This window comes from Kangiella sediminilitoris, from assembly GCF_001708405.1.
Classification (GTDB): domain Bacteria; phylum Pseudomonadota; class Gammaproteobacteria; order Enterobacterales; family Kangiellaceae; genus Kangiella; species Kangiella sediminilitoris.
In genome coordinates this window covers 499,358-522,745 of record NZ_CP012418.1, presented here as the reverse complement: position 1 = coordinate 522,745, position 23,388 = coordinate 499,358, and the positions used below count along the sequence as shown (strand labels likewise).

Here is a 23,388-nt window from a genome sequence, read left to right as displayed (position 1 = left end):
AGCCCACTAAACAGACCAAAGGTAGTACTATGAACAAAACAACCCTGAGTTTATCCATTGCAGCACTGTTACTTTCTGCCTGTAATGACAACGGTTCATCAGAAACCGCCTCTGAGGCAAAACCTGCAGAAACTAAACAGCAGGAAACAACTGCATCAAAGAAGGCTGAAACTGACAAGACAAGCACTGATTCATCTAAGGCACAGAACAGCTTTCTGACTGCTTATGACAATATAGATCTTGAGCAATATAAAGAGCGTGTTAAGACCTTATCCACAGATGAGTTTGCTGGTCGAAGCCCAGCGACGGAAGGCGGTCGCAAAACTACAGAATTCCTGAAAGCAGAGTTTGAAGCCGTTGGTGCAGAGCCGGGTAATGGCGACAGCTATTTTCAGCAGGTTCCATTAATCAGCATTGAAGCTGACGCTAATATGCAGCTTCAGCTAGGCGACTCGACCCTAGAATATAGTACTGACTTTGTAGCAGGTACTGCTAAAACAGTAGAATCTATTGAGTTGAAAGATTCTGATCTGGTTTATGTTGGGTATGGCGTAGTCGCACCAGAATATGGCTGGAACGATTATGAAGGCATTGATATGGAAGGTAAAACAGCAGTTATTTTGATTAATGACCCCGGTTTTGCTCAGCCGGACGCTGGAATCTTTCAAGGTAAAGCAATGACGTACTATGGTCGCTGGACCTATAAGTATGAAGAAGCAGCACGCCAAGGTGCCGCGGGTGCAATCATTATTCATGAAACAGCGCCAGCTTCTTATGGCTGGAATGTGGTGTCCAGTAGCTGGTCTGGTCCTCAATACCACCTGCCTAGTACTGGTGATGAGCCAAAGCTGGATGCAGAGATGTGGATTACATTTGATCAGGCTCACAGCCTCTTCAAACAGTCAGGACTTGAACTGGCCGAGATGCAACAAAAAGCTTTGAGCAAAGACTTTAAACCGGTTCCGTTGGACAGCAAAGCATCTGTTTCCATCAGTAACACCATTAAAGAATCTCAGTCAGCAAACGTTATCGCGACGATTCCTGGTAAGAAAAAGCCCGACGAGCATGTTATCTACATGGCTCACTGGGATCACCTGGGATCTCGTCCAAATATGGAAGGCGATCACGTATATAACGGTGCCATTGATAATGCAACCGGTACAGCTGGCATTATCAGTATTGCACAAGCTTTTAAGCAATTGCCTGAAGCGCCTGACCGTAGCGTAACTTTTGTTGCTGTTACTGCAGAAGAACAGGGTCTTTTAGGTTCTAAATATTTTGCTGCCAATCCTATAGTCCCTCTTAACAAAATTGTGGGTGCTTTCAATATTGACAGCATGAACATGAGCGGCCGTATGAAAGATTTTACTGTGGTCGGCTATCCAAAGTCAGAAGTTGAAACCTACGTTGAACAAGCAGCCAAACGTCAAGGTCGTGAATTACGCCCTGAAAGCAAACCGGAGCGCGGTGGCTATTATCGCTCAGATCATTTCAGCCTGGCTAAATTTGGTGTTCCAGCGGTCTATGGTGGAGGCGGTACTGAGTATCGTGATGATGCTGATAAAGCGGCTGCAGAGAAATGGGACGCTATGCGTAGTGAGTGCTATCACAACCTTTGTGACGAATATCAGGAAGACTGGGTTTGGAACGCTGCGATGGAAGATATCCGCATCTTCTTCGAAGCTGGCTATCTGCTGAGTAACAGCGGTAATTACCCGAACTGGTATGAAGGTACAGAGTTTAAAGCTATCCGTGACAAAAGTATGCAACAGACTAAGTAACAGATAGTTTTAAGCCAATCAAATTAAGGCTGTGTCAGGGACTCTCTGACACGGCCTTAAAATTTTTCATTAGACTACTCTCATAAGCTTTGCAAAGCCTCAAGGATTGACATAGGATGCTACTAAGGAGGGAGCACCATCAAACAAAAATTATTACTCTTATCTTGCGTATTGTTCAGCTTGCTATTATCTGACAGGCTTTTTGCTGCGCATTCAAGTAATGAACAAACTCCTCCTCAGGCGCTTCCTTTAAAGCTTGAAAGTAACTGGGCTTTATGTGTTGACGTAGCTACGGACGATAATGACAAAACGGATTGTAAGGTACAGAAACGCCTTGGTGCCATTGAGGACAGCTTCCCAGACTATGATGGAATGGCTATCTATACTAATAAGTTTCGTCTTGAAAAAGCCGCCAAAAACTTACAGTTATCCCTTTCCATTCCTCACTTGCGAGACGCGGATGAAATTTATCTGAATGGAAAGTTATTGGGTCAGACAGGTCGCTTCCCACCTGATTTCGAAAAAGCTACTTTATATTCACGTAACTACCCTATTCCCAATAATTACCTGCTATATGGAAAAGAGCAGGCAAATGAGCTGGTCATAAAAGTCTATAACCATGCGCGGCAAGGTGGCATGAGTTCCGGTATCCCGACGATCAATGAAACCACCACTATACAGGACACACTGATTGCTCACGAGGGATTACTAATGCTCTATGTGGGCTTGATGCTCATTATCTCTGCAGTACAGTTTTTCTATTTTGCTGCACAAAAACAAAACAGAGACCATCTTTACTTTGGTTTGTTCTGCATTGGTGAAGCAGTTTATATTCTGACCTACTCACACTTCATATTCGCGTCAGGGGTTCACCTCAATATTATTTTTAGATTGAACATTTTATTATTCGGGGTTCTGACACTATTATTCTTTCTATTCCTGACCAACTTCTTTAAATGCAAAGTGTCTAAGTGGTTTAGATTACCACTGATATGGTTATTGTCGCTGATTAGTCTGGCTGCGGTTTTTATCCATATTGACTCGATTTACCATATTGTTCACTTGCTACAAGCGATTAGTATTGTCGTATTGATCCCGTTTTATTTTTACCTTTTTTATCAGGCAATAAAAGATAAACTGCCCTATGCCAGACTGATGGCATGGACTATTGTGGTTTTCATTGGCGCCGTACTATTTGACTTTATGGTCGACCTGCAGCTTGTACCAACTTTTATGAGTGGTCTTGAAGGGCTGGTATCCCCCATTTTTATCATCGCAATATTTATAGTCATAACACTGATACTAATCCACAAGCATTGGCAGTACTACCGTAACGCTACTTACGACTATTTAACTAATTGCTTGAGACGCTCCTCATTTATAGAGAGACTGAATGAAGAACTTCACCGAATTCATCGCTCAGAAGACACTATGGTCCTGGCTCTAATCGATATTGATTATTTCAAGCAATTTAATGACCAGCACAACCATTTAACGGGTGATCTCGTTTTAAGAACGGTAGCTAAAAGAACCAAGGATACTTTACGTGAGTTTGATCTATTGGGGCGTTATGGCGGTGACGAATTCATAGTCGCGGCCCAAGTTTCTGACGAGCATGATGCATTCCAACTTTTGAAACGTATTCATAACAATATCACGCAGGAACCCATAGTACTTCAAAATAAAGCACCGGTATCGATCAGCGTGACGCTCGGGGGCGTGACCACTAACCCACAAATTGCAACAACCGCAGAAGAGCTTATTGAACAGGCTGATGAAATTCTAGTTAAAGGTAAAGTTAAGCAGAAAGGTAGAGTGCATATCTAACTTTCGGCTTTTTACGACTAGGTTACTTTCGCCTTACGAACTATTTTTGCAAATAGTTTGGGGAATAGTCTTTTCAGTAATACCGCTCTGGTTTCCTTACCGCCAACAAAAGCTTCGTCCTTGCCCTTCATATAGGCTTTCATAATCTTACTTGCACAGACTTCGGGAGGCATGCCTTCTTTCTGTGCACGATCCATTGTGTTCTGCTCCGTACCATCTCCCAAAAGTGCTTTATATGTGAGGTTCGTATGTATGAACCCTGGATAGATGGTTGTGAACTGTAAGCCTGTGTCATGTAACTCAGCACGCAGACTATCCATATAAGCAGTAATCGCATGCTTTGATGCAGCATAGGCCGAACGTAATGGCGTAGTAAATTTGCCGACTAGAGAGCTAACTGTAATAACACCACCCGCTCCCCGTTCTAACATCAGTGGAAGTATGGCTTGTGTTAATGCCACCGTACCAAAATAATTTATCTCCATAATTGTCCTATGTACATCCAGAGAGGTATCCATCACTAGCGCCCGCTGACTCAAGCCGGCATTATTAATTAATAAATCAACACCATTTGTCTGCTGCCAGACTTTGTCAGCTAAATCAGTAAAGCCGTTACTATCAGCTAAGTCCATGCCAACAATAATATGCTTGTCTCTACCTTCACAATGGGCTACCACTCGCTCTAACTCATCCTTTCGACGAGCGGACAAAACGAGCCTAGCACCATGACGCGCGCACTCATATGCAAGAGCCTCACCAATACCGGAAGAGGCTCCCGTTATCCAAATTGTTTTATTCTTAAGAGTACTCATAAATGGTCAATTTAGTTTACTAATGCCTACTGTTATATCGAAAATTATAAACTCCGACCAGCTCTAAATTCAGACTCCATATTTTGATTTCTTAAAGGCACATGTTATAACCATCGCCTATATTTCATAGATCTCTTAAAAACTAGGGAGAGATTATGTCCGAAAAAATTTATCAGGACGCTTTATCACGAGTTCGCGAAATTGGCGAAAACGCCGGAGTTAACCCTGAGGTTATTGACAGCCTGATGCAGCCAATGCGCACACTGACGGCCTCACTTCCCGTCCGCATGGATGATGGCTCAACTCAATATTTTACGGCCTATCGCTGCCGCTACAATAACGCACTAGGACCAACAAAGGGCGGTATCCGTTATCACCCTGATGTTAATCAGCCCGAAGTACAGGCCTTAGCCCTTTGGATGACAATTAAATGTGCTATTGTCGGTTTACCCTATGGTGGTGGTAAAGGCGGTGTCACGGTTGATCCTAAACAGTTATCGCGCATGGAATTAGAACGACTATCCCGTTCATACGTCCGCCAAATGGCTGATATTATCAGTCCTGACCGCGATATTCCGGCACCAGACGTTTACACCAATGAACGTATCATGGGCTGGATGATGGATGAATATGAACACATTACTCGCCAAAAAGCTCCTGGTGTTATCACCGGTAAGCCTATCAGTTTAGGCGGAAGTCTAGGGCGTGATGATGCCACTGGCCGAGGTGCTTACCTATGCATTCTTGAATTAGAAAAGAAACACAACTGGAAACCAGAAAACATTACCGTTGCGGTTCAGGGCTTCGGTAATGGGGGTTACCATGCAGCTCGATTGCTACATGAGAGAGGTTACAAAATTGTTGCTATAAGTGACTCTCGTGGTGGTATCCACTCAGATAAAGGCTTTGATGTCCCAAGTATCTATAAGGAAAAGCAGCGCACTCGTCAGGTTAAGGCGGTCTATTGCACACACTCCGTTTGTGAGCAGGTCGAGCATTCCCCAATCAGTAATGAGGAATTATTGGAGCTGGATGTGGATATACTGATCCCTGCGGCTCTGGATGGTGTTATCGGAAAACATAACGTCGATAACATCAAAGCTAACTACATTGTTGAAGTTGCCAACGGCCCTGTATTAAGTGACGTCGATCATATACTTCATGAAAGAGAAATACATGTGGTACCTGATGTTCTCGCCAATGCTGGGGGTGTTACAGTATCTTATTTTGAATGGGTACAAAATCGCTCCGGCTACGCTTGGGATCTTGATACTGTCCACGAAAGACTGGGCAAAATCATGGGTAAAAGCTTTAATGAAGTCTGGGATTTGGCAAAATCAGAAAACCGTAGTATGAGAAATGCAGCCTATACTCTAGCTTTCCGAAGAATTGGGGAAGCCGTGGAGGCTCACGGTACTCGTGACTACTTCAATTCCAGCGAGGCCTAATCAAGTCGGTATAAAAAAAGGCGCTAACCAGCGCCTTTTTTTTGATCAATATAAAACTTCGTCATCAACGTCTTCGTTAACTTTCGATAGTAACCACTCACGGAAAGCTACAATTTTAGGACGATCGTGCGAGTTTTCCGGACAGACCAAGTCATAAGAGTAACCACTGTCGACCACAATATCGAATGGTGCAACCAGACGAGCTGAATCCAAATCCATCTGGGACAAGACACTATGCCCCATGGCAACGCCCTGACCATGTCGAGCTGCCTGAAGTACCATCCCGGAATGACTGAAAACAGGGCCCTGATCTGGATTTACCCCCTTAACGTCGGCATGTTTAATCCAGGTCCGCCATTCTTCTGTAGTCGCATCATGTAGCAATGTATGATTAGCCAGATCCTGCGGGGTGTTAAGCGTGCCTGACTCAGCCAGTCCGGGTGAGCAAACAGGTGTAAGGTGCTCCTGGAATAGTTGATCACAATGTAAGCCCTGGTACTCACCCTTGCCATAATATACCGCGATGTCCACGTCTTCGCGTACAAAATCAACTTCTGTATCTGACGCTTTGATTCGAACATCAATTTCAGGATAAAGCTGGCTAAACTCCGCAAGGCGGGGAACCAACCATAAAGTCGCAAAGGTTGGAATAACACTTACCGTTAGAGAGCCGGTAGCACCCTGTGCTTTAACCTGCTCAGTGGCATTAACTAATTTTTCAAAAATATCACGGATCTTTGGCCAATAAAGCTGGCCTTCATCTGTCAACAATAACTTCCGGTTCCTTCGGATGAATAACTCAACGCCAAGATAGTCTTCTAATGCTTTGATTTGATGGCTGATTGCAGCCTGTGTAACAAATAGTTCTTCAGCCGCTTTAGTAAAACTCAAGTGGCGCGCAGCAGCCTCAAAAGCTCTCAGGCTATTTAGTGGGGGCAACCTTCTAGGCATTACCGCTCCTTACATTAATTTTTTTAATCTGAATCATGAAAAAATATCGTTTGAATCTGGTCATACAACTGTATATTATTTGACCTGCCTTGAGGGGCAACGCCAAACCAGCTCTTAAGCAGGACTTGGCTTAGACAAATATTTGCCAGACGCTTCTATTTTGTCAAATACCCTTATGAAAAGGCAAACACTTTGTTAATTTTTTTAATGATTAAAAAAATTAACACTGTTGGTTTAAGCGAATGAGCTTTGCTTATTCCGACCAGAAGGATACTTCTGGTAAGTTGGTAATTTAAGTTTCATAGACTGACTCCTTTGGTTAGCGAGCGGGCATGTTTTATATACCTACCCCCATTTGGTCCTTATGACCCGCAGATTGCTAATATACGGCTTGCACATTGCAAGCCTTTTTTTTATCTTACGAAAATGACTCTTTAATTCTCCTACCTATGTCGCATACCACTCATTCAATTATCATGGTTCCGCCAACCGATTTTCATTTTAATGAAGAAACGGCGCAGGATAATGAATTTCAAAATAAAGTAGAGCAGCCTCACTACCTGGTTAAAGAAAGCGCTCTCGAAGAATTTAATGTCATGGTCAATCAGCTACGCGACCACCATTTAGAAGTATTATTATTGAATAAAAGGCAGGGCGATCCCGAAATGCCTGATGCCGTCTTTCCAAATAATTGGTTTTGCACCAGAGCGGATGGAAGTATTGATATCTTTCCTATGAAGGCAGCCAATCGCAAGCAAGAGGCCCGTCTGGATGCACTAACACGCCTGCTGGAGTACAATGGCTATAATCCTAGAGTGACTCATGACCTGAGACAAGGTAACCAGGTCCTCGAAGGAACTGGCGCCATGGTTTTTGACCATCTTAAGGGTAAAGCCTATGCCACCCTATCTGAGCGATGCGAACAGGATCTTTTCGAGCAATACTGTAGAGATAGAGGCTACCACCCAATATCCTTTCATAGTACGAGTAGCAAGGGCACTCCCTTCTATCATACCAACGTCATGATGAGTGTGGGTGAACAGTTCGCGGTGATATGCCTGGAATCCATTGCCGATGCGGAAGAGCGAGAATCTCTTCTCAGCAGCTTACACGATGACAATAAGCAAATTATTAATATCGACCACCAGCAGGCAGAACAGGCTTTTTGCGCCAATATACTGCAGCTCCGTAATCAGCAGAATGAGCCCGTCATTGTCATGTCACAGACAGCTTTTCAGGGCTTTGACAAAAAGCAGAAACAACAGCTTGAAGCCCACGGTAGACTTATTTGCTGCGACATAAAAACCATTGAAACAATAGGTGGTGGCAGTGCCCGCTGCATGGTCGCTGAAAACTTCTTACCAAAAAGCTAAGTGCCAAAAAAAGCGGCTTTAAAGCCGCTTTTTTTATAAGGTCTAGAATTAACCCGTGACAATCATGCGCATCATTTCTGCGGTTAGATAAGCACCAAAAGTACCTACTGCATAACCCAGAATAGCCAGCAGTACACCGACTGGTGCAAGTGACGGGTGGAAAGCAGCCGCTACTACCGGAGCGGAAGCAGCACCACCGACGTTAGCCTTACTACCGACCGCAATAAAGAATGCCGGTGCTTTAATCGCTTTAGCAACGATAAATAGCAATATGATGTGTATCATCATCCAAACTGCGCCTACCAAGAATAACTGCCACTCTTCAAAGATCTTAAACAGATCCATTTTCATACCAATGCTTGCAACAAGGACATAAATAAATACTGAGCCAATCTTAGAGGCTCCAGCATGTTCGTACTCACGGGTACGGGTAAAGGATAAACCGATGCCTGCAAAGGTAGCGGTTAAAATTAACCATAAAAAGTTACTGTCCAAGCTGTATTCTTTCGCCCACTCAAACTGTCCAAAGAAAGGACTCAACCATCCACCAATTGCATGACCAAGTGCAACAACACCAAAAGCAACACCCAAGATGATCATATAATCATTTAGGTGAGATACACGCTCATTTTCACGAGTGTACTTTTCAACCGTATGCTTCAGATCTTCGATACTGGAGTTATCAGCGCCCAGCTTTTTATCCAGGGAGTCTGACTTTTTAGCCATAATAAGTAGACCAATCATCCAAATTTCAGCGACCAGCACATCAACTACAGCCATAGTACCGAATAGAGTATCGTTCACATTGTACAGTGCCTGCATGGATGCCTGGTTTGCACCACCGCCAATCCAGCTACCGGCTACCGTAGACATACCTTTCCATATATCGCCCGCAACCCATTCCGGAGATATAACGTGGAATAACCAGATAGCCAGAGGACCACCTATAATAATACCCACCGTGGCAGTAAAGAACATGGCCAAAGCGCGCCAGCCTAAACCAAAAATCTTCTTAAGATCGATGCTTAAAGTCAGAAGGAATAAGCTCGCAGGCAACAAGTAACGGGAGGCAATGTGGTAAATATTCTTAGCCGACTCTACCTCAAAAATACCAAAAGTATTTAAGGCCCCGGGGACAAAGTAGCACAACAACAAAGCCGGAATATGTTTATAGAATTTATGCCAGAAGCCATGCTGACGACTGGAGGTATAAAAAATAAGTCCTAACACCGCCATAATCACGCCAAAGGCCACGGCATCAGACTGAATCAGTGCTACATTCTCTGTAGTATCAGGATTCTGCATCAGTTATCCCCAATGTTAAAAACTGGATTTAAAGTATGAAATATTATGAAATTACACGGATCTTACGCAAGAAATAATTCATTTCCCACGCAGGCCCCACAAGCAAAAACAATAAGTCTTTGAAAAAAGAAGGCTTTTTACCTTCAATATGATGCCCAACAAACTGCCCTATCCAGGCGAGAATGAACACCACCAAAGCGATTTGCCATAAAGCAAAGGGCGCTGCCTGCTCAAGCCAGGCGGTAAATAATAGCATGCCTACACTGACCAGCAACATCCCAATAAATATGGCTGCGCCAAAGCTGAGGTAAAATAACTGAGCCAATAGTACGAAAACTGTGGCCCAATTAAGCCATGGGTGAAATTGTAGCGCTTCAGGAACCGGTATTGACCATAAAAAAGCTAACACAGTCCACATAATCGGCGGCACACAAATCCAATGTAATAGCTTATTTTTCGGGTTTCGATGGCTTTCGCTATACTCCGCAATCCATTCTTGACCTGTTTTCATAAGGTACCTCGCTTTTGACGAGAAAATATCATATCACAACTTCTTCGGCAATTTGCCACAATTGGTGTGCTGTTATCTCCCCCTTTTTTATGTAAACTAGCCTCAAAAAACTGGATGTGGACTTGTATGGATTATTTAGAAGAAAAAAATTATCTATGGGAACACTTCAAATTCAACGCAGAGCAGCGCTTAAAAGCATTCCATTTCTTTATCACTCTAACCATGTTTGTCAATGGCGGGGCTTTTGCTGCCTTTGAAAAAGAAGCGCACCCTTTGGTTATACTACTGATAGGAGGTTTAATTTGTATTCTGGCCTTAGCATTTACTGTTCTGGATATGAGAAGTCAGGTCCTGCTTAAACTCACTATCCCCGGCCTGATACGCTGCGAAGAAACCTTTTCAGAGAGTTCACGTTTATTTGCTTTGGACGAAGCCAACTTGAGCAGATACTTGCGTTATACCTTCATATTTAGGGCACTGTTTACCCTGCAAGGGCTCTTCGGACTTGCTGTGATTGGTTACTCTATTTATCAGTGGGTGTAACACGTTCACCCTGTAGTCCCCCCGTATGAATAACCAGCACTTTGTTGCTCTTAGTTATATAGCCTTCTTCTATCCAACTATTTAAGGCCAGAAATGTTTTTGTGTTATAGACAGTATCAAGTCGAAACTCGTTCTTACTCTCCAGTTCTGACTGAAGTTTTAAAAGCAGTTCTGAGCTTTTGGCAAAGCCACCGCAGTGATGCTTAGTATCCAGAAACCAGTTTGTCAGCTTTCCCAGATAGGCTTGAATCTCGCTCTTTAGGTACTCCGCACCAGAAAATGCAGCGACACCTACGATCCTAGTTTCAGGAAAAGCTCTGGCTAATCCACACAGCGTTGCTCCAGAACCACAACCAGTAAATATATAATCGTAAGCTTCCTGTACTTCTCTAGACATATCACTCACACCCTGTATCGCCAGCTCACTAAAGCCACCCTCGCCTATCCAGTAACTGTCTGGAAACCTGTTTTGCCACCTCGCCCAATGGCTGTCTTTGCGCAATAATTCATAATCACTTCGAGTACAAAATTGAAGGGTCATTCCCCATCGTTGGCAATCTCTCAGCGTAGGCGTTAAGGCCTGATTTTGATGGGCTCGCACAAAAGCTCGTGTTTTGATACCCAGGGAGTTTCCCGCAAAGGCTAAAGCATGTAGATGATTAGACCAATTACCACCCATGCTGACAATTTGTCGGCACTTTTTATTCTGAGCATCCATTAGCAGATATTTAAGTTTTCTCCACTTATTACCAGTAACGATCGGGTGAATTAAGTCATCTCGCTTAATATCTATGGTAACTCCATACTTTTCTGCCTGACTCCAGGTAACCGGCTGAATAGGGCTGTCTGATAACCTGACCATAGACTCTCTTGAACCTTTTTATATGCCTCTCTAAGGCGATAAATATAGCAAAAAACCACTATTAACCGACGATTATTTAAAATTTCACTTCAAAATTACGTCGCAAATGGCTAAGTTATAACCAGATACAAAATACAAGGAGTTAAGTATCATCTATATATTAGCAACGGATCTTAGTGTGAAAGTAGCTTTACACGCTGAAAATCACACATGGCTTAATATGAGCCAGATTACTTAGGAGCAAGGGGATGAGACAGTTTCCATTACTTAGCTCTATGTCGATCCGTGACAAGATTGTATTAGGTACAATTCTTGTTGCCTTTGTATTTGCTGCATTTATTATCACTTACAGTCAGAGCATTTCAAACGTTTTACTAAACGAAACGGCTAAAAGGATTTTTGAGTCTTCCAGCAATGAAATCAACCTAGAGTTGCAGAGAAGTTATGCTCCCGTAGACCGTGCGACTACCCTCCTGGCCTCCAGCCAGTTTAATGAGATGGATAACATTGATGATCCATTATTATTAGTGCCTAGTTTCTCTCAAATGCTTGAAAAGCTCCCCTCAGCAACAGGAATTCAGGTTGGGTCTCACCAAGGTGATTATTTTATATTAAGGTACATTCCTGAAAAGTTTTTAAGAGATAAATTTAATGCGCCCGATGATGCGTACTTTGTTGCCGACTATCTTCAAAAGGAAATGAAAAAGCATATCCGTTATTTCTTCAATAATAATGTTGAAATTATTGGTACAGAAGCGTTAGAAGATACCGGTTATGATCCAAGAATTAGGCCTTGGTATCTGGATGCTATGGCGAGTGATGACTCCATAACCACATCTCCCTATGTTTTTTATTTTATGAAAGAAATAGGCATCACTATTGCAAAAGCCAATCAGAATAAAACCTTAGTCATTGCTACTGACATCACTTTAAGCAACATCGCTAAAAAGTTAAAAGAGAATCCAATCACTCACTCTTCAGCATCTTTGATTCACAATAACCAAGAGATCCTTGCATGGAGTGGAGATATATCCCCTTTAGTTCAAACGCCAGACAAAGGGCTCAGGCAACGCACAATTTCTGAGCTAGAGCACCCCATCTTCAGTCATATTGGCCGTTCAGAAGATAAGGATGGGTGGTTAGTACACCGTTCAAGGCTAGATTTCTCAGGTACGATTACACCTGAATTAATCGTTGCCATCCCCAAGGACGATCTGCTGGCTAATTACCTGAGTCTTAAAAATCAAATGTATATCATTTCAGTGATGCTATTGATTATGCTTATCGCTGTTACCTGGTATCTTGCCAAACGCATTTCCGATCCTCTGAGTCAACTTCACAAATCCATTGAGGATGTCAGTAACGGTAACTTCAATTTCACATTACCCGATATTAACAGTAACGATGAGGTAGGAGATCTGGTCGTTGCTTTACACACAATGAAGAACTCCATCAAGCAACACATTAATGATCTTGCCAATGCAAAGGTGGCAAAAAAGAAGCTCGAAAGCGAATTAGAAATTGCGCGGAAGATTCAGATGAGTATGGTACCAGGAGCTGGGAATTTAAACTTAGCACTTCCTGAATACAATATTGATGCAAGGTTATTGCCTGCCAAAGCCGTGGGGGGTGATTTATATATTGCGATAGCACTACCAAATGGCAAATACTTTATTGCAGTCGGGGATGTTTCTGATAAGGGTGTTCCAGCCGCCTTATTTATGTCCAGAGCTGTTAGCCTTGCAAAACTTCTGGTCCCTAAATCGATATCACTCAGTGACATCGTTTCAGAGCTCAATGATGAACTGGCAGAAGACAACGACGAATGTATGTTTATTACATTCTTCTGTGCCGTACTCGACCCCAGTGATAGTCGTTTAACTGTGGCCTGTGCAGGACATAACCCCCCAGTACTCATAAAATCTTCTGGCGATGTTTCTTTCATTGAAGTTGAAGCTGGGTCACCTTTGGGCCTGTTTGAAAATGGAGAGTACAAAGAAACTCAGGTAGACTTTTATGTAGGAGATAAACTGGTTATATACACTGACGGAATCACAGAAGCCTTCAATGAGGAACATGAAGAATTCTCAGACGAGAAATTATTGGAAACTTTGGAAGAGTCTAAATCCGTTCAACCCATTAACTTAATTTCCGAGCATGTTCTGGAACAGGTTTCTAAATTTGCAGGAAACGAGCCTCAATCCGATGATATAACACTCTTCATTCTAGAAAAGATACAAAATGGATAAATATAGTTTCTTATCAAAATCAAATTCACTAATCAGCTCAGTCTCAGAGTGTATAGAGCGATTTTGTCAATCTCACAATATCGATTCAGACATTTTGAATAATGCGTTACTAGTAGCAGATGAAGTTGTAAGCAATATAAAAAAGTACTCAGAGGGACATTCGGATGCAATTAAAATTACTTGCTCTATGCAAAGCAACTCACCTAAGGAATTAGTGATTGAGATTGCAGATGATGGGAATCAGTTTAACCCCTTAGCCGAGGAGAACCCGGACTTAGAATCTCCAGTTGAGAATAGAGATATAGGCGGGCTTGGGATCTATTTAATTAAATCTCTAACTGCGGAACAACATTATAAATGGTTAGAGGGTAGTAATTATTTATTGTTAACGTTTAAGTCTTAATAGGTTTATATAAAAGGAGCATCATATGCCATTAGATATTGAAGTTGGTGAGAACGGTGAAGAAGCAGCAAGGTTATCTCTTGACGGTTCGCTTGATAGTGATACAGCACCTAAACTAGAACAATATATCGGTAATCTGAATGATTCAGTAAAAGCGATAGTCTTCGATATGAAGGAACTTAAGTTCATCAGTTCAGCTGGATTGCGCGTAATATTTTCTACTCTAAAAAAACAAAAAGCTAAAGGCGGAAAAGTTGCCGTTAGTAATATGAGCCCTGGCGTCAAGAAAGTCTTCGAAATCGTTAAGGCACTACCTGACTTTACTGTTTTTGCTAATACTGAAGAAATGGATAATTATTTAGCTCAATTCCAAAAGTAAAAAAACCGGCTAGTGAGACACTAGCCGGTAAAGCCTTACTATGAGTTAGAAAGATATTACTTAGTTAACTTTTTTAACTGCATTTCAGCAATTTTTGCTGGAAGTGGGATATAACCGTCTTTCACAACAACTTCCTGACCTACTTTAGAAAGAACCATTTTCAAGAACTCAAGCTCGATTGGAGAAAGAGGCTTGTTAGGGTGCTTGTTTACGTATACGAACAGTTGGCGACCTAGCGGGTAATCACCAGAGATTGCATTCTCAGGCGTAGCTTCAACATAGTTCGTGTCGTTCTTTTTAGTTAGTGGTAAAGCTCTAACACCCGATGTTTTGTAACCAATACCAGAGTAACCAATACCGTTCTTAGATAGGCTTACTGATTGAACAACAGAAGCAGAACCTGGCTGCTCGTTTACAGTGTTCTTGTAGTCACCTTTACAAAGTGCTTTCTTTTTGAAGTAACCGTAAGTACCAGATACTGAGTTACGACCATATAGCTGGATATCACCCAAGTCTTTAAGACCTAGCGCACTCCAGTCAGCGATGTCAGCTTCGCCATCACATTTGCGAGTTGAAGAAAAGATAGAGTCAACCTGTGAAATAGTTAAGCCTTCGATTGGGTTATCTTTATGCACATAAACGGCCAATGCATCAATTGCTACAGCGATTGGCGTTGGCTTGTAACCGTGCTTTTTCTCAAAGGCTTCAAGCTCTTTATCTTTCATCATGCGGCTCATAGGACCGAAGTTTGAAGTACCCTCAGTTAGTGCTGGAGGCGCAGTAGAAGAACCCGCTGCTTGAATCTGAATGTTTACGTTAGGATATTGACGCTTGAACTCTTCAGCCCAAAGTGTCATTAAGTTAGCCAAAGTATCAGAACCAACGCTTGAAAGGTTGCCAGAGATACCGCTTGTTTTCTTATAAGTAGGTAATTTTTCATCAACTTTAGCTTCAGCCAATGCGCCTAATGACAAAGTTGAAACTGCTGCCGCTAGAGCGACTTTTTTGAATAAGTTCATTATAACTCTCCAACTGAGTATGTATGATTAACAGACGCTGTCATTATGGGTAAGTTATGTTAAGGCCTTGTGACTGCAATATGACGCTTTTATTACAAGTCAGATTTGAATTTTACAGAAAGAACAGCCTGGCTTAGATGACACTAATACTGTTTTTTACAATGGATTATATTGGGCTGAATCAATCAGAAACTGTTAAACACAATCTTGCGCTTTATTGAATAGTAACAACAGATGAAACAGTGTTAACGTTTAAGGCTATTTACTCAAGATTGATGACAGGATTAACTCTTTGGTAGATAACAGCTAAACTCACTACCCTTGCCAACAGTACTTTGAATGTTCAGATAACCACCATGCATCTCCAGAACGTGTTTTACAATAGCTAAACCCAGCCCTGTACCACCCTGAGAACGGTTCCTGCCAGTATCAACGCGGTAAAACCTTTCAGTCAATCGAGGTATATGCTCCTCTTCAATCCCCGGACCATTATCACAGACACTCATAACCAGATTTTCATCGGTTTCTTTCCAGTAGATATCTATCTTCCCGCCCTTTTGGGTGTACCGGACGGCATTGAATACCAGGTTGGAAAATGCACTCCGTAATTGTTTTTCAGAGCCACAAAAAGTTTTGTTCGAGTACGAATGGAATAAAATTGTTTGATTCTTTTCTCCGCTTAACACCCTCGCTTCAGCGCAAATACTGTCCAGCATGATATTGATATCTATGTCTTTTTTGTTGCCGTTATGGGCAGGATCTTTGGCGTCCAATCTGGAGAGGAGCAATAGATCATCTACTAAGTGCCCCATATTCAATGCCTGCTGCCGCATCATCTGTAGTGGCTTTTCCACTTTCGACAACTCCGGGTATACCTCTGGGTCCAGCATTTCAAGATAACCGTGTATCACCGTTAAAGGCGTCCTCAACTCGTGAGATACATTAGCCACAAAATCCTGCCGTACCCTTTCCAGATGATGTTTTTCTGTGACATCACGTATCATGACTAATCGTTGATCGTTGTTGTAGGGCGTAATATGTATATTAAGCATGAGCTTTTCATCCGCTGGGGACGGGATAGTCAAAGGCTTCTCATAGTCACGCACTTGCTCATACTCTATAAAGCTAGGGTGTCGCAACAGGTTAAATAAGCGCTGACCGATATCGGTGCTGGCTTTTAAGCCCAGTAACTTCTCAGATGCTTTATTAAACCAGCGGATTTCGCCTTGATTACTGATAATCAGAGCCCCTTCCTTCAATGCCGAAGTTGAGGCCCTAAACTCAGAAATAATCCCTTTAAGCTTTTTTAACTCTTTCCGGTTCTTCCGCTGTAGAACATAAAGGTGATTAAAAATATCACCCCAGAGGCCTGGAGCTGACGGAGGGTATAACGACTTTGATTTAACCAACCATTTATAAAGCCTGGATAGCTGGATCAAATTCCATAGTAGATATCCAAAAATGATAACCGCAATACTGGCAGCAGCTCTATCAAAAAGTGAACCGATTAGCCCTACTACAAAAATGATAAAAGCTAAAGTCCAGAACTCTGCCTGCCAGAAACGGTTAGTCCACATGGCTTCCTGCCTTATTTACTGGAGAAACGATAACCTGAACCACGCACCGTCTGAACATAATTTTCAACATTATATTCAGCCAATACTTTACGTAAGCGACGAATATGAACGTCAACGGTTCTTTCTTCAACAACAACCTGTTGTCCCCATACTGAATCCAGTAGCTGGCCTCGGGAATAGACCCTCTCTGGATTACTCATAAAGAAATGCAGAATTTTATACTCTGTCGGGCCAAGGTGCACTTCTTTGCCGTTAATGATAATTCGGTGACTGGCAGTATCAATCTGGATAGCACCATGAGTTAACTGTTCGCTTGCCTGCGCAGCCAGACCACTGCGACGAAGGACAGCCTGTACTCTTGCTAATAGTTCACGAGGCGAAAAGGGTTTCACTACATAATCGTCAGCACCAACCTCCAATCCCTGTACGCGATCGTCTTCTTCACCTCTGGCAGTCAACATAATGACAGGTATGGACTGCATATCAGGATCTTTTTTCAACTTTTTGGTCAGCTCAATCCCAGAGGCACCCGGTAACATCCAGTCGACTAAAAACAGATCCGGTTTGTAGCCATCCTTAATTAACCCAAAGACACGTTCAGCGGTCGCTGCCTGCTCTACTTCGTATCCAGCCTGCGTCATACAAAACGCTAGCATTTCTCGGATATCACGTTCATCTTCTAAGATGAGAATGTTGGCACTCATTGAATTATTCAACTCCTTTTTACCCGAATAATAGCCTTAGTTACGGTTCTTTACCAGCCTATGGATCTCATCCCAGGACAAGTGACGAACGTCTTGGCCTCTCACTAAATAAACAATATATTCACAAATATTATGGGCATGATCTCCAATGCGCTCTAATGAACGTGCCGCCCACATAAAGTCTAGAACCTGAGAAATGTTACGTGGTTCTTCCATCATATAGGTCATGAGTTCACGTGAAATGGCATCATACTCTTTATCTGCGTCCTTATCCTTCTTAGCAACTTTGACAGCAGACTCAGTGTCCATTCTTGCGAATGAATCCAGAGCATCATGCAACATGCTTTTGACTAATCCACCCAAATGTTGCAGTGACCCAAAATGCAATTTACCAGATAGTGGCGACTCCTCTTTTGCTTCAGCAATTTCAACTGCCATCCGAGCAATTTTCTCTGCTTCGTCACCAACACGCTCCAAGTCTGTAATGGTTTTTAACACCGTAGAAACCAGTCGCAAGTCACTGGCAGCAGGTTGACGTTTAGCAAGAATTTTTACGCAAGCTTCATCAATATTAATTTCAAAGTCATTTACGCGATCATCGGTTTCGATTACTTCCTTGGCTAATTTAATATCCTGCGAACTTAGCGCTTCTAAAGCCTTGGTCAACTGCTCTTCAACCAAACCGCCCATCGCTAAAACTTCTTCACGAACATTTTCCAAGTCCTGGTTAAACTGCTTAGAAATATGTTGGCTCAAATTTTCATTATCCATTTCAAATACCTCTTTCAGTAGCGTCTATTATCCGTAACGACCAGTAATATAGTCTTCTGTTTTCTTTTGTGACGGGTTAGTAAAGATTGTATCGGTCTGATCAAACTCCACCATATCGCCCATATACATAAACGCAGTATAATCAGATACACGAGCGGCCTGTTGCATGTTATGAGTAACAATAACGATCGTGTAGTCATTTTTAAGTTCGTGGATCAGCTCTTCGATTTTCAGTGTTGAAATCGGGTCCAGTGCCGATGCAGGCTCATCCAACAGTAGAACTTCAGGCTGAACGGCAATAGCTCGGGCAATACACAGACGCTGCTGCTGACCACCCGACAGACCAAGTGCATTTTCATGCAAACGATCTTTAACTTCGTCCCATAAAGCCGCGCCTTTTAGTGCCCACTCTACTACTTCATCCAAAACGCGTCTTTTGTTAATGCCCTGTAATCGCAGTCCATAAGCAATATTCTCATAAATTGACTTAGGAAAAGGGTTTGGCTTCTGGAATACCATACCAACGTTACGACGAAGCTCAGCAACGTCAACACCCGGTTTATTGATATTGTCACCATGAATATTAATATCACCCTGAACTCGAGCGATATCAACCAAATCATTCATGCGATTAAAGCAACGCAATAATGTCGATTTACCACAACCTGAAGGACCGATAAAAGCAGTTACCTTCTTCTCAGGTATTTTCATGTCGATGTCATAAAGCGCTTGGTTTTGACCATAGAACAAGTTTAACTTTTCAACTTCTATAGCAATCTTTTCATCCGCCAAGTGCTGCTCAATTGTCTTCTCTTCCAATACTTGTGTCATTTCAATTACCTCGATGGAATTCTTTACTGCTCAAGCGATTTATATTTTTCGCGCAGGTTATTACGGATCTTAATAGCCGCAATATTTAATAAGATGATGATTAATACCAACAATAGAGCTGTGGCATAAACTAAAGGACGCGCAGCTTCAACGTTAGGACTTTGGAAACCGACATCGTAAATGTGGAAACCCAGGTGCATGAACTTACGCTCCAGGTGTAAAAAAGGTGCGTTTCCGTCCAGCGGTAATGTCGGGGCCAGTTTAACTACACCAACCAGCATCAATGGCGCTACCTCACCCGCTGCTCGTGCTACCGCTAGAATTAAGCCTGTCATCATTGCAGGGCTAGCCATTGGTAGTACGGTTTTACGTAGGGTTTCAAACTTTGTTGCGCCTAAAGCCAAACTACCTTCACGAATTGATTTCGGAATTCGTGCCAAGCCTTCTTCTGTTGAAACAATGACTACTGGCAAGGTTAGTAACGCCAAAGTCAAAGATGCCCACATTAATCCTGGAGTACCGAACATCGGAGAAGGACTGACTTCTGGATAAAACAGCTCATCAATTGAGCCTCCCAGAAAGTACACAAAGAAACCGAGGCCAAACACACCGTATACGATAGAAGGTACACCAGCCAGGTTATTTACAGCGATGCGAATAGTGCGAGTTAACGGGCCCTGCTTGGCATATTCACGCATATAAACTGCAGCGATTACACCCAGAGGCGTTACAATTACCGACATCAACAGTACCATCATTACGGTACCGAATATTGCCGGGAAAACCCCACCTTCGGTATTAGCTTCCCTCGGCTCATCTAATATAAACTCACCGATCTTGGAGAAGTAATGGCCCAGTTTTTCGAAGAAGCCCATATTGTTTGGCTGGAATGCACGAACAATATTACCTGCCGTTAATGAGATCGTTTCTCCACCAACTAATTTAAACTCTGCAGTGTCTCGCTTAATATCGGCATACAGTTTGTTCAACTCTTCCTGATAACTTAAAAACTGCTGCTGAAGCTCGGCTTCACGGTTTTCGATGTCGGACCTGGCTTCTGCAGTGAACTCACCCTCTAGTTCAAGTCGTCGCTTCTCAAGACGTAACTGCTCGATTTCATAGTTAATACTTCCAATATCGTCTTTTTCGATACTTCTGATTTCTTCGTGTAAATCATTCGCTCGATCAACGATATCTTCTAGTGCAGTCACATCATTTTTGATAACAGAGCCATCTTTGGTAACGCTATCCAGGAAACCATAGAGATTGCCCCATTCACGACGCTCGACCACGATAACGTCTTCATCGATAGTGGTTTCTTCAATGTTTTTGACATTAATCCATTTAAAATCAAGCCCATAAACATCGCGGTTACCCATCTTTAAAAGGTACTGTTCACGGTCAAGGCCATCTTGAACATCATGTTCAATATTATGAACTTCGCCCATCAGTGTTGTTTTTTGGTCGCCTTCGGCCATTTCAAAAGTTTTTACTTCCGCAGGCCAGAAGTGCCCCAGCCCTCGAACAGCTATCAACAACAGCAGTCCGACAACCATAACCAACGAAATACTGATCGCTCCAGCATTTAGCCAAACCCAGTGTTGCCCACTGTTAAAGAATTTTTTACTCATCAGTTATCCTCCTACAGTGAACCGTACTTATTACGTAGACGTTGACGCACCACCTCTGCAATCGTATTGAATGCGAAGGTGAATAAGAATAAAACAAATGCCGCCAGGAACAGTACTCGATAGTGAGAACTACCCACTTCAGACTCTGGCATCTCAACCGCAATATTGGCCGAAAGCGTACGCATACCCTCAAAAATATTCATGTCCATAATCGGCGTATTACCCGTTGCCATCAGTACAATCATGGTTTCACCCACGGCTCTTCCGAGGCCAATCATAAGAGCCGAGAAAATACCCGGGCTCGCTGTAGGTAAAACCACTCGAGTTAAGGTTTGCCATTGGCTGGCGCCAAGTGCCAGTGAGCCGTTTGTCAGGTGTTTAGGTACGCTGAAAATAGCATCTTCTGTAATTGAGAAAATAGTTGGAATTACCGCAAACCCCATAGCCAGACCAACAACTAACGAGTTACGTTGATCATAGTTGAGGCCATGATCGTCCAGCCAGCCTGGCATATTGCCATCAAACAACCACTGTTCTACCGGCTCGCCCAACCAGAAAGCAAACATAGTACCTACTATCACCACCGGTAATAACAAAGCTGCCTGCCAACCATCAGGAATCTTATGCCTGATAACTTCAGGTGATCTTGACCATAAAAAGCCAAACAGAACCGTAAATATCGGCAGTAGAATAATGGTCAACAGGAAGCCAACCAGTGTTTCCTCGATCAGGGGAGCTAACCATAAACCAGCAAGGAAACCTAGAATAACCGTCGGCAACGCCTCCATGATTTCAACAGTAGGTTTTACCATTGAACGCATTTTTGGAGCCATGAAGTAAGCTGTAAATATCGCGCCAAAGATTGCTAGAGGTACGGCGAAAAGCATGGCATAAAATGCTGCTTTCAAGGTGCCAAAGCTTAGCGGAACCAAGGAAAACTTTGACTCATAATCATTAGAAGACGAAGAAGACTGCCAGGTAAAGGTAGGTTCTGTGTAACCTTCGTAAAAGACCTGGTTCCAGATAGCAGACCATGAAATCTCAGGATGTTCGTTTTCCACCATAAAAGTTGTCGCTTGTGCATCTTCGCCAATAACCAACAACTTGTTACTACGGGAGTTGATAGATAAAGCCTGAATCGGCTGACCAAACTCAAACTGTTCCAGTAAACGCTCTGATGTGGTGTAGAAAACACCAACCTTTCCCTCTGTATCTGTTGCAATAAAGCCTTTTCGACGTGCTTCAGGCTTTATAGTCACGATAGGCTGATTACCTAACTTAAAGTCTCGAATCTTTGTTAACGAAGAAACGTTATTCTCGTTCTTTACCTGGAACCATTGACTGATGGTACCGTTCGAGTCGCCAATCATAAGAGAGACATTGCCTAATAAAAAGCTGGCATTAGAGACGTTTATGCCACTTTCTGTTAGCTGTTTCGTTTCTCTGAGCTGCCACTCACCGCCCTCATATTGGTAAGAACTCATCTCACCATGTTCACCGATAGCGTAGATCCAGTCTGGACCTGGAGTCGCAAGCACAAATTTCGGTTCAAATCCTAATTGGATGATGGATGATGTATTTTCATCAAGCTCCAGACCTTCACCTAGAAATGATTGCTCAACATAAAAATGCTTGGTTAACAGTTCGTTATCTTCATTCGTACCCACCAGAATCATGCCATCGTCCCATAACTTACCGTTCAGCAGCCTAACAGGCTTATCGCTGAACTCTATAGACTCTTCGCCGAAAGGGTGTTGAATTGATGGGGTTAACTTACGCTTATTATCCGGGTAACTGATAGCGTAATCTTGCTGTAATAATTGTATCGAACCATTATCCAGAGCTACGGCCATCATCCCCTTTAGATCCAGCTGAGCAAATGCTGAAACTGTATGCTCTTCAGACACTTTATAATTAGCTAGCGCCTTGTTAGCCTCAATATCGGTAAACTGCATATGTCCCGATGGCTCCAGACCAAATGCAATTTCCCCGTATTCTTCGACTTCAAGGTGCAATAATTGCTTTTGTGACCAGGGAAAATCCTTTTCCATTTCTACTGCTGCTGGCTTAAATATTGGTAATACAACCCATAACAGGTAGAAACAGATAAGAACAACGGCCACAATAACGGACATACCGCCCACAGCAATGCCATAGCGTGCAAGCATGTCATTCAGCTTTCGTCTTTTATGCTTTCCACTTTGCGTCTGCTGGTCTAATAGCTTTCGCGTGGTATCTTTAATCGAAGTGTTCATGTCAGACCAATTCTAGAATCATGCTTGGATTATAGGTCTGGAATATGACAGTAATGTTAAAGTCTTGTAATATTCAGGTTGTTTTATGACATCCCGGTAACATGGACGGATAGAGTAAGTAATCAGCTTAAAGTTTCTGTAACAAGTGCTGTTTCA

General features: G+C 42.7%; 20 protein-coding genes. 8 read left to right on the top strand and 12 right to left on the bottom strand.

Going from position 1 to position 23,388, the window contains the following annotated elements; genetic code table 11:
* Window positions 1-29 precede the first annotated feature (29 nt).
* Entirely contained in the window at window positions 30-1,781 is a 1,752-nt protein-coding gene (locus tag KS2013_RS02500) for a M28 family metallopeptidase (RefSeq protein WP_068989254.1), read from the top strand.
* Window positions 1,782-1,961: 180 nt separating this feature from the next.
* Window positions 1,962-3,608 carry a GGDEF domain-containing protein gene (locus tag KS2013_RS02495; RefSeq protein WP_156768949.1) on the top strand — a complete coding sequence of 549 codons (1,647 nt, stop codon included), beginning with the start codon at window positions 1,962-1,964 and terminating at the stop codon, window positions 3,606-3,608.
* 17 nt (window positions 3,609-3,625) lie between these two features.
* On the opposite strand, the gene KS2013_RS02490 is transcribed toward KS2013_RS02495, so the two are convergent.
* Entirely contained in the window at window positions 3,626-4,420 is a 795-nt protein-coding gene (locus tag KS2013_RS02490; RefSeq protein WP_068989247.1) for an SDR family oxidoreductase, read from the bottom strand.
* Between the two features lie 155 nt (window positions 4,421-4,575).
* On the opposite strand from KS2013_RS02490, the gene KS2013_RS02485 reads away from it, so the two are divergent.
* Complete coding sequence (locus tag KS2013_RS02485) at window positions 4,576-5,868, top strand: Glu/Leu/Phe/Val family dehydrogenase (protein ID WP_068989242.1); 1,293 nt, start codon at window positions 4,576-4,578, stop codon at window positions 5,866-5,868.
* A 45-nt stretch (window positions 5,869-5,913) separates the two neighbouring features.
* On the opposite strand, the gene KS2013_RS02480 is transcribed toward KS2013_RS02485, so the two are convergent.
* Complete coding sequence (locus tag KS2013_RS02480) at window positions 5,914-6,819, bottom strand: transcriptional regulator GcvA (RefSeq protein ID WP_068989239.1); 906 nt, start codon at window positions 6,817-6,819, stop codon at window positions 5,914-5,916.
* Window positions 6,820-7,268: 449 nt separating this feature from the next.
* Here KS2013_RS02480 and ctlX point away from each other — a divergent pair, with 449 nt between their 5' ends.
* Window positions 7,269-8,192, top strand: coding sequence for a citrulline utilization hydrolase CtlX (gene ctlX / locus KS2013_RS02475; RefSeq protein ID WP_068989237.1), 924 nt, complete (start codon window positions 7,269-7,271; stop codon window positions 8,190-8,192).
* 48 nt (window positions 8,193-8,240) lie between these two features.
* Here ctlX and KS2013_RS02470 read toward each other — a convergent pair whose 3' ends face one another.
* Complete coding sequence (locus KS2013_RS02470; RefSeq protein WP_068989234.1) at window positions 8,241-9,497, bottom strand: DUF819 family protein; 1,257 nt, start codon at window positions 9,495-9,497, stop codon at window positions 8,241-8,243.
* A 43-nt stretch (window positions 9,498-9,540) separates the two neighbouring features.
* On the bottom strand, window positions 9,541-10,008 hold the full coding sequence (locus KS2013_RS02465; RefSeq protein WP_068989231.1) for an Mpo1 family 2-hydroxy fatty acid dioxygenase: 468 nt from the start codon (window positions 10,006-10,008) through the stop codon (window positions 9,541-9,543).
* A 126-nt stretch (window positions 10,009-10,134) separates the two neighbouring features.
* On the opposite strand from KS2013_RS02465, the gene KS2013_RS02460 reads away from it, so the two are divergent.
* Window positions 10,135-10,551 (top strand): hypothetical protein, encoded by a 417-nt coding sequence (locus tag KS2013_RS02460; RefSeq protein WP_068989230.1) that lies wholly within the window; start codon window positions 10,135-10,137, stop codon window positions 10,549-10,551.
* Here the strand turns inward: KS2013_RS02460 and KS2013_RS02455 are convergent.
* On the bottom strand, window positions 10,532-11,413 hold the full coding sequence (locus KS2013_RS02455; RefSeq protein WP_068989225.1) for a 1-aminocyclopropane-1-carboxylate deaminase/D-cysteine desulfhydrase: 882 nt from the start codon (window positions 11,411-11,413) through the stop codon (window positions 10,532-10,534). The genes KS2013_RS02460 and KS2013_RS02455 overlap by 20 nt on opposite strands.
* A 248-nt stretch (window positions 11,414-11,661) precedes the next feature.
* Here KS2013_RS02455 and KS2013_RS02450 point away from each other — a divergent pair, with 248 nt between their 5' ends.
* The 3 genes from KS2013_RS02450 to KS2013_RS02440 are packed head-to-tail and all read left to right on the top strand — an operon-like array spanning window position 11,662 to window position 14,444.
* Window positions 11,662-13,662, top strand: a complete 2,001-nt coding sequence (locus KS2013_RS02450; protein ID WP_068989222.1) for a SpoIIE family protein phosphatase — start codon at window positions 11,662-11,664, stop codon at window positions 13,660-13,662.
* Window positions 13,655-14,065 carry an ATP-binding protein gene (locus tag KS2013_RS02445; RefSeq protein ID WP_068989219.1) on the top strand — a complete coding sequence of 137 codons (411 nt, stop codon included), beginning with the start codon at window positions 13,655-13,657 and terminating at the stop codon, window positions 14,063-14,065. The genes KS2013_RS02450 and KS2013_RS02445 overlap by 8 nt, the downstream gene beginning before the upstream one ends.
* Window positions 14,066-14,090: 25 nt before the next feature.
* On the top strand, window positions 14,091-14,444 hold the full coding sequence (locus tag KS2013_RS02440) for an STAS domain-containing protein (protein ID WP_068989216.1): 354 nt from the start codon (window positions 14,091-14,093) through the stop codon (window positions 14,442-14,444).
* Window positions 14,445-14,500: 56 nt separating this feature from the next.
* On the opposite strand, the gene KS2013_RS02435 is transcribed toward KS2013_RS02440, so the two are convergent.
* From KS2013_RS02435 to KS2013_RS02405, 7 genes are all read right to left on the bottom strand, one after another.
* Window positions 14,501-15,463, bottom strand: a complete 963-nt coding sequence (locus KS2013_RS02435; RefSeq protein WP_068989213.1) for a PstS family phosphate ABC transporter substrate-binding protein — start codon at window positions 15,461-15,463, stop codon at window positions 14,501-14,503.
* A gap of 284 nt (window positions 15,464-15,747) precedes the next feature.
* Window positions 15,748-17,040 (bottom strand): phosphate regulon sensor histidine kinase PhoR, encoded by a 1,293-nt coding sequence (phoR, locus tag KS2013_RS02430; RefSeq protein ID WP_068989210.1) that lies wholly within the window; start codon window positions 17,038-17,040, stop codon window positions 15,748-15,750.
* A gap of 11 nt (window positions 17,041-17,051) precedes the next feature.
* Window positions 17,052-17,744 (bottom strand): phosphate regulon transcriptional regulator PhoB, encoded by a 693-nt coding sequence (gene phoB, locus KS2013_RS02425; protein ID WP_068989206.1) that lies wholly within the window; start codon window positions 17,742-17,744, stop codon window positions 17,052-17,054.
* A 36-nt stretch (window positions 17,745-17,780) separates the two neighbouring features.
* A complete protein-coding gene (phoU, locus tag KS2013_RS02420) occupies window positions 17,781-18,515 on the bottom strand; it encodes a phosphate signaling complex protein PhoU (protein WP_068989204.1) in 735 nt (244 codons plus the stop codon).
* Window positions 18,516-18,542: 27 nt separating this feature from the next.
* Window positions 18,543-19,346 carry a phosphate ABC transporter ATP-binding protein PstB gene (gene pstB / locus KS2013_RS02415; RefSeq protein ID WP_068989202.1) on the bottom strand — a complete coding sequence of 268 codons (804 nt, stop codon included), beginning with the start codon at window positions 19,344-19,346 and terminating at the stop codon, window positions 18,543-18,545.
* 23 nt (window positions 19,347-19,369) lie between these two features.
* Window positions 19,370-20,977: a phosphate ABC transporter permease PstA gene (gene pstA, locus KS2013_RS02410; protein ID WP_068989200.1), complete on the bottom strand. Its 1,608-nt coding sequence runs from the start codon at window positions 20,975-20,977 to the stop codon at window positions 19,370-19,372.
* 11 nt (window positions 20,978-20,988) lie between these two features.
* Window positions 20,989-23,232 (bottom strand): ABC transporter permease subunit, encoded by a 2,244-nt coding sequence (locus KS2013_RS02405; RefSeq protein ID WP_068989197.1) that lies wholly within the window; start codon window positions 23,230-23,232, stop codon window positions 20,989-20,991.
* Between the last annotated feature and the right edge of the window lie 156 nt (window positions 23,233-23,388).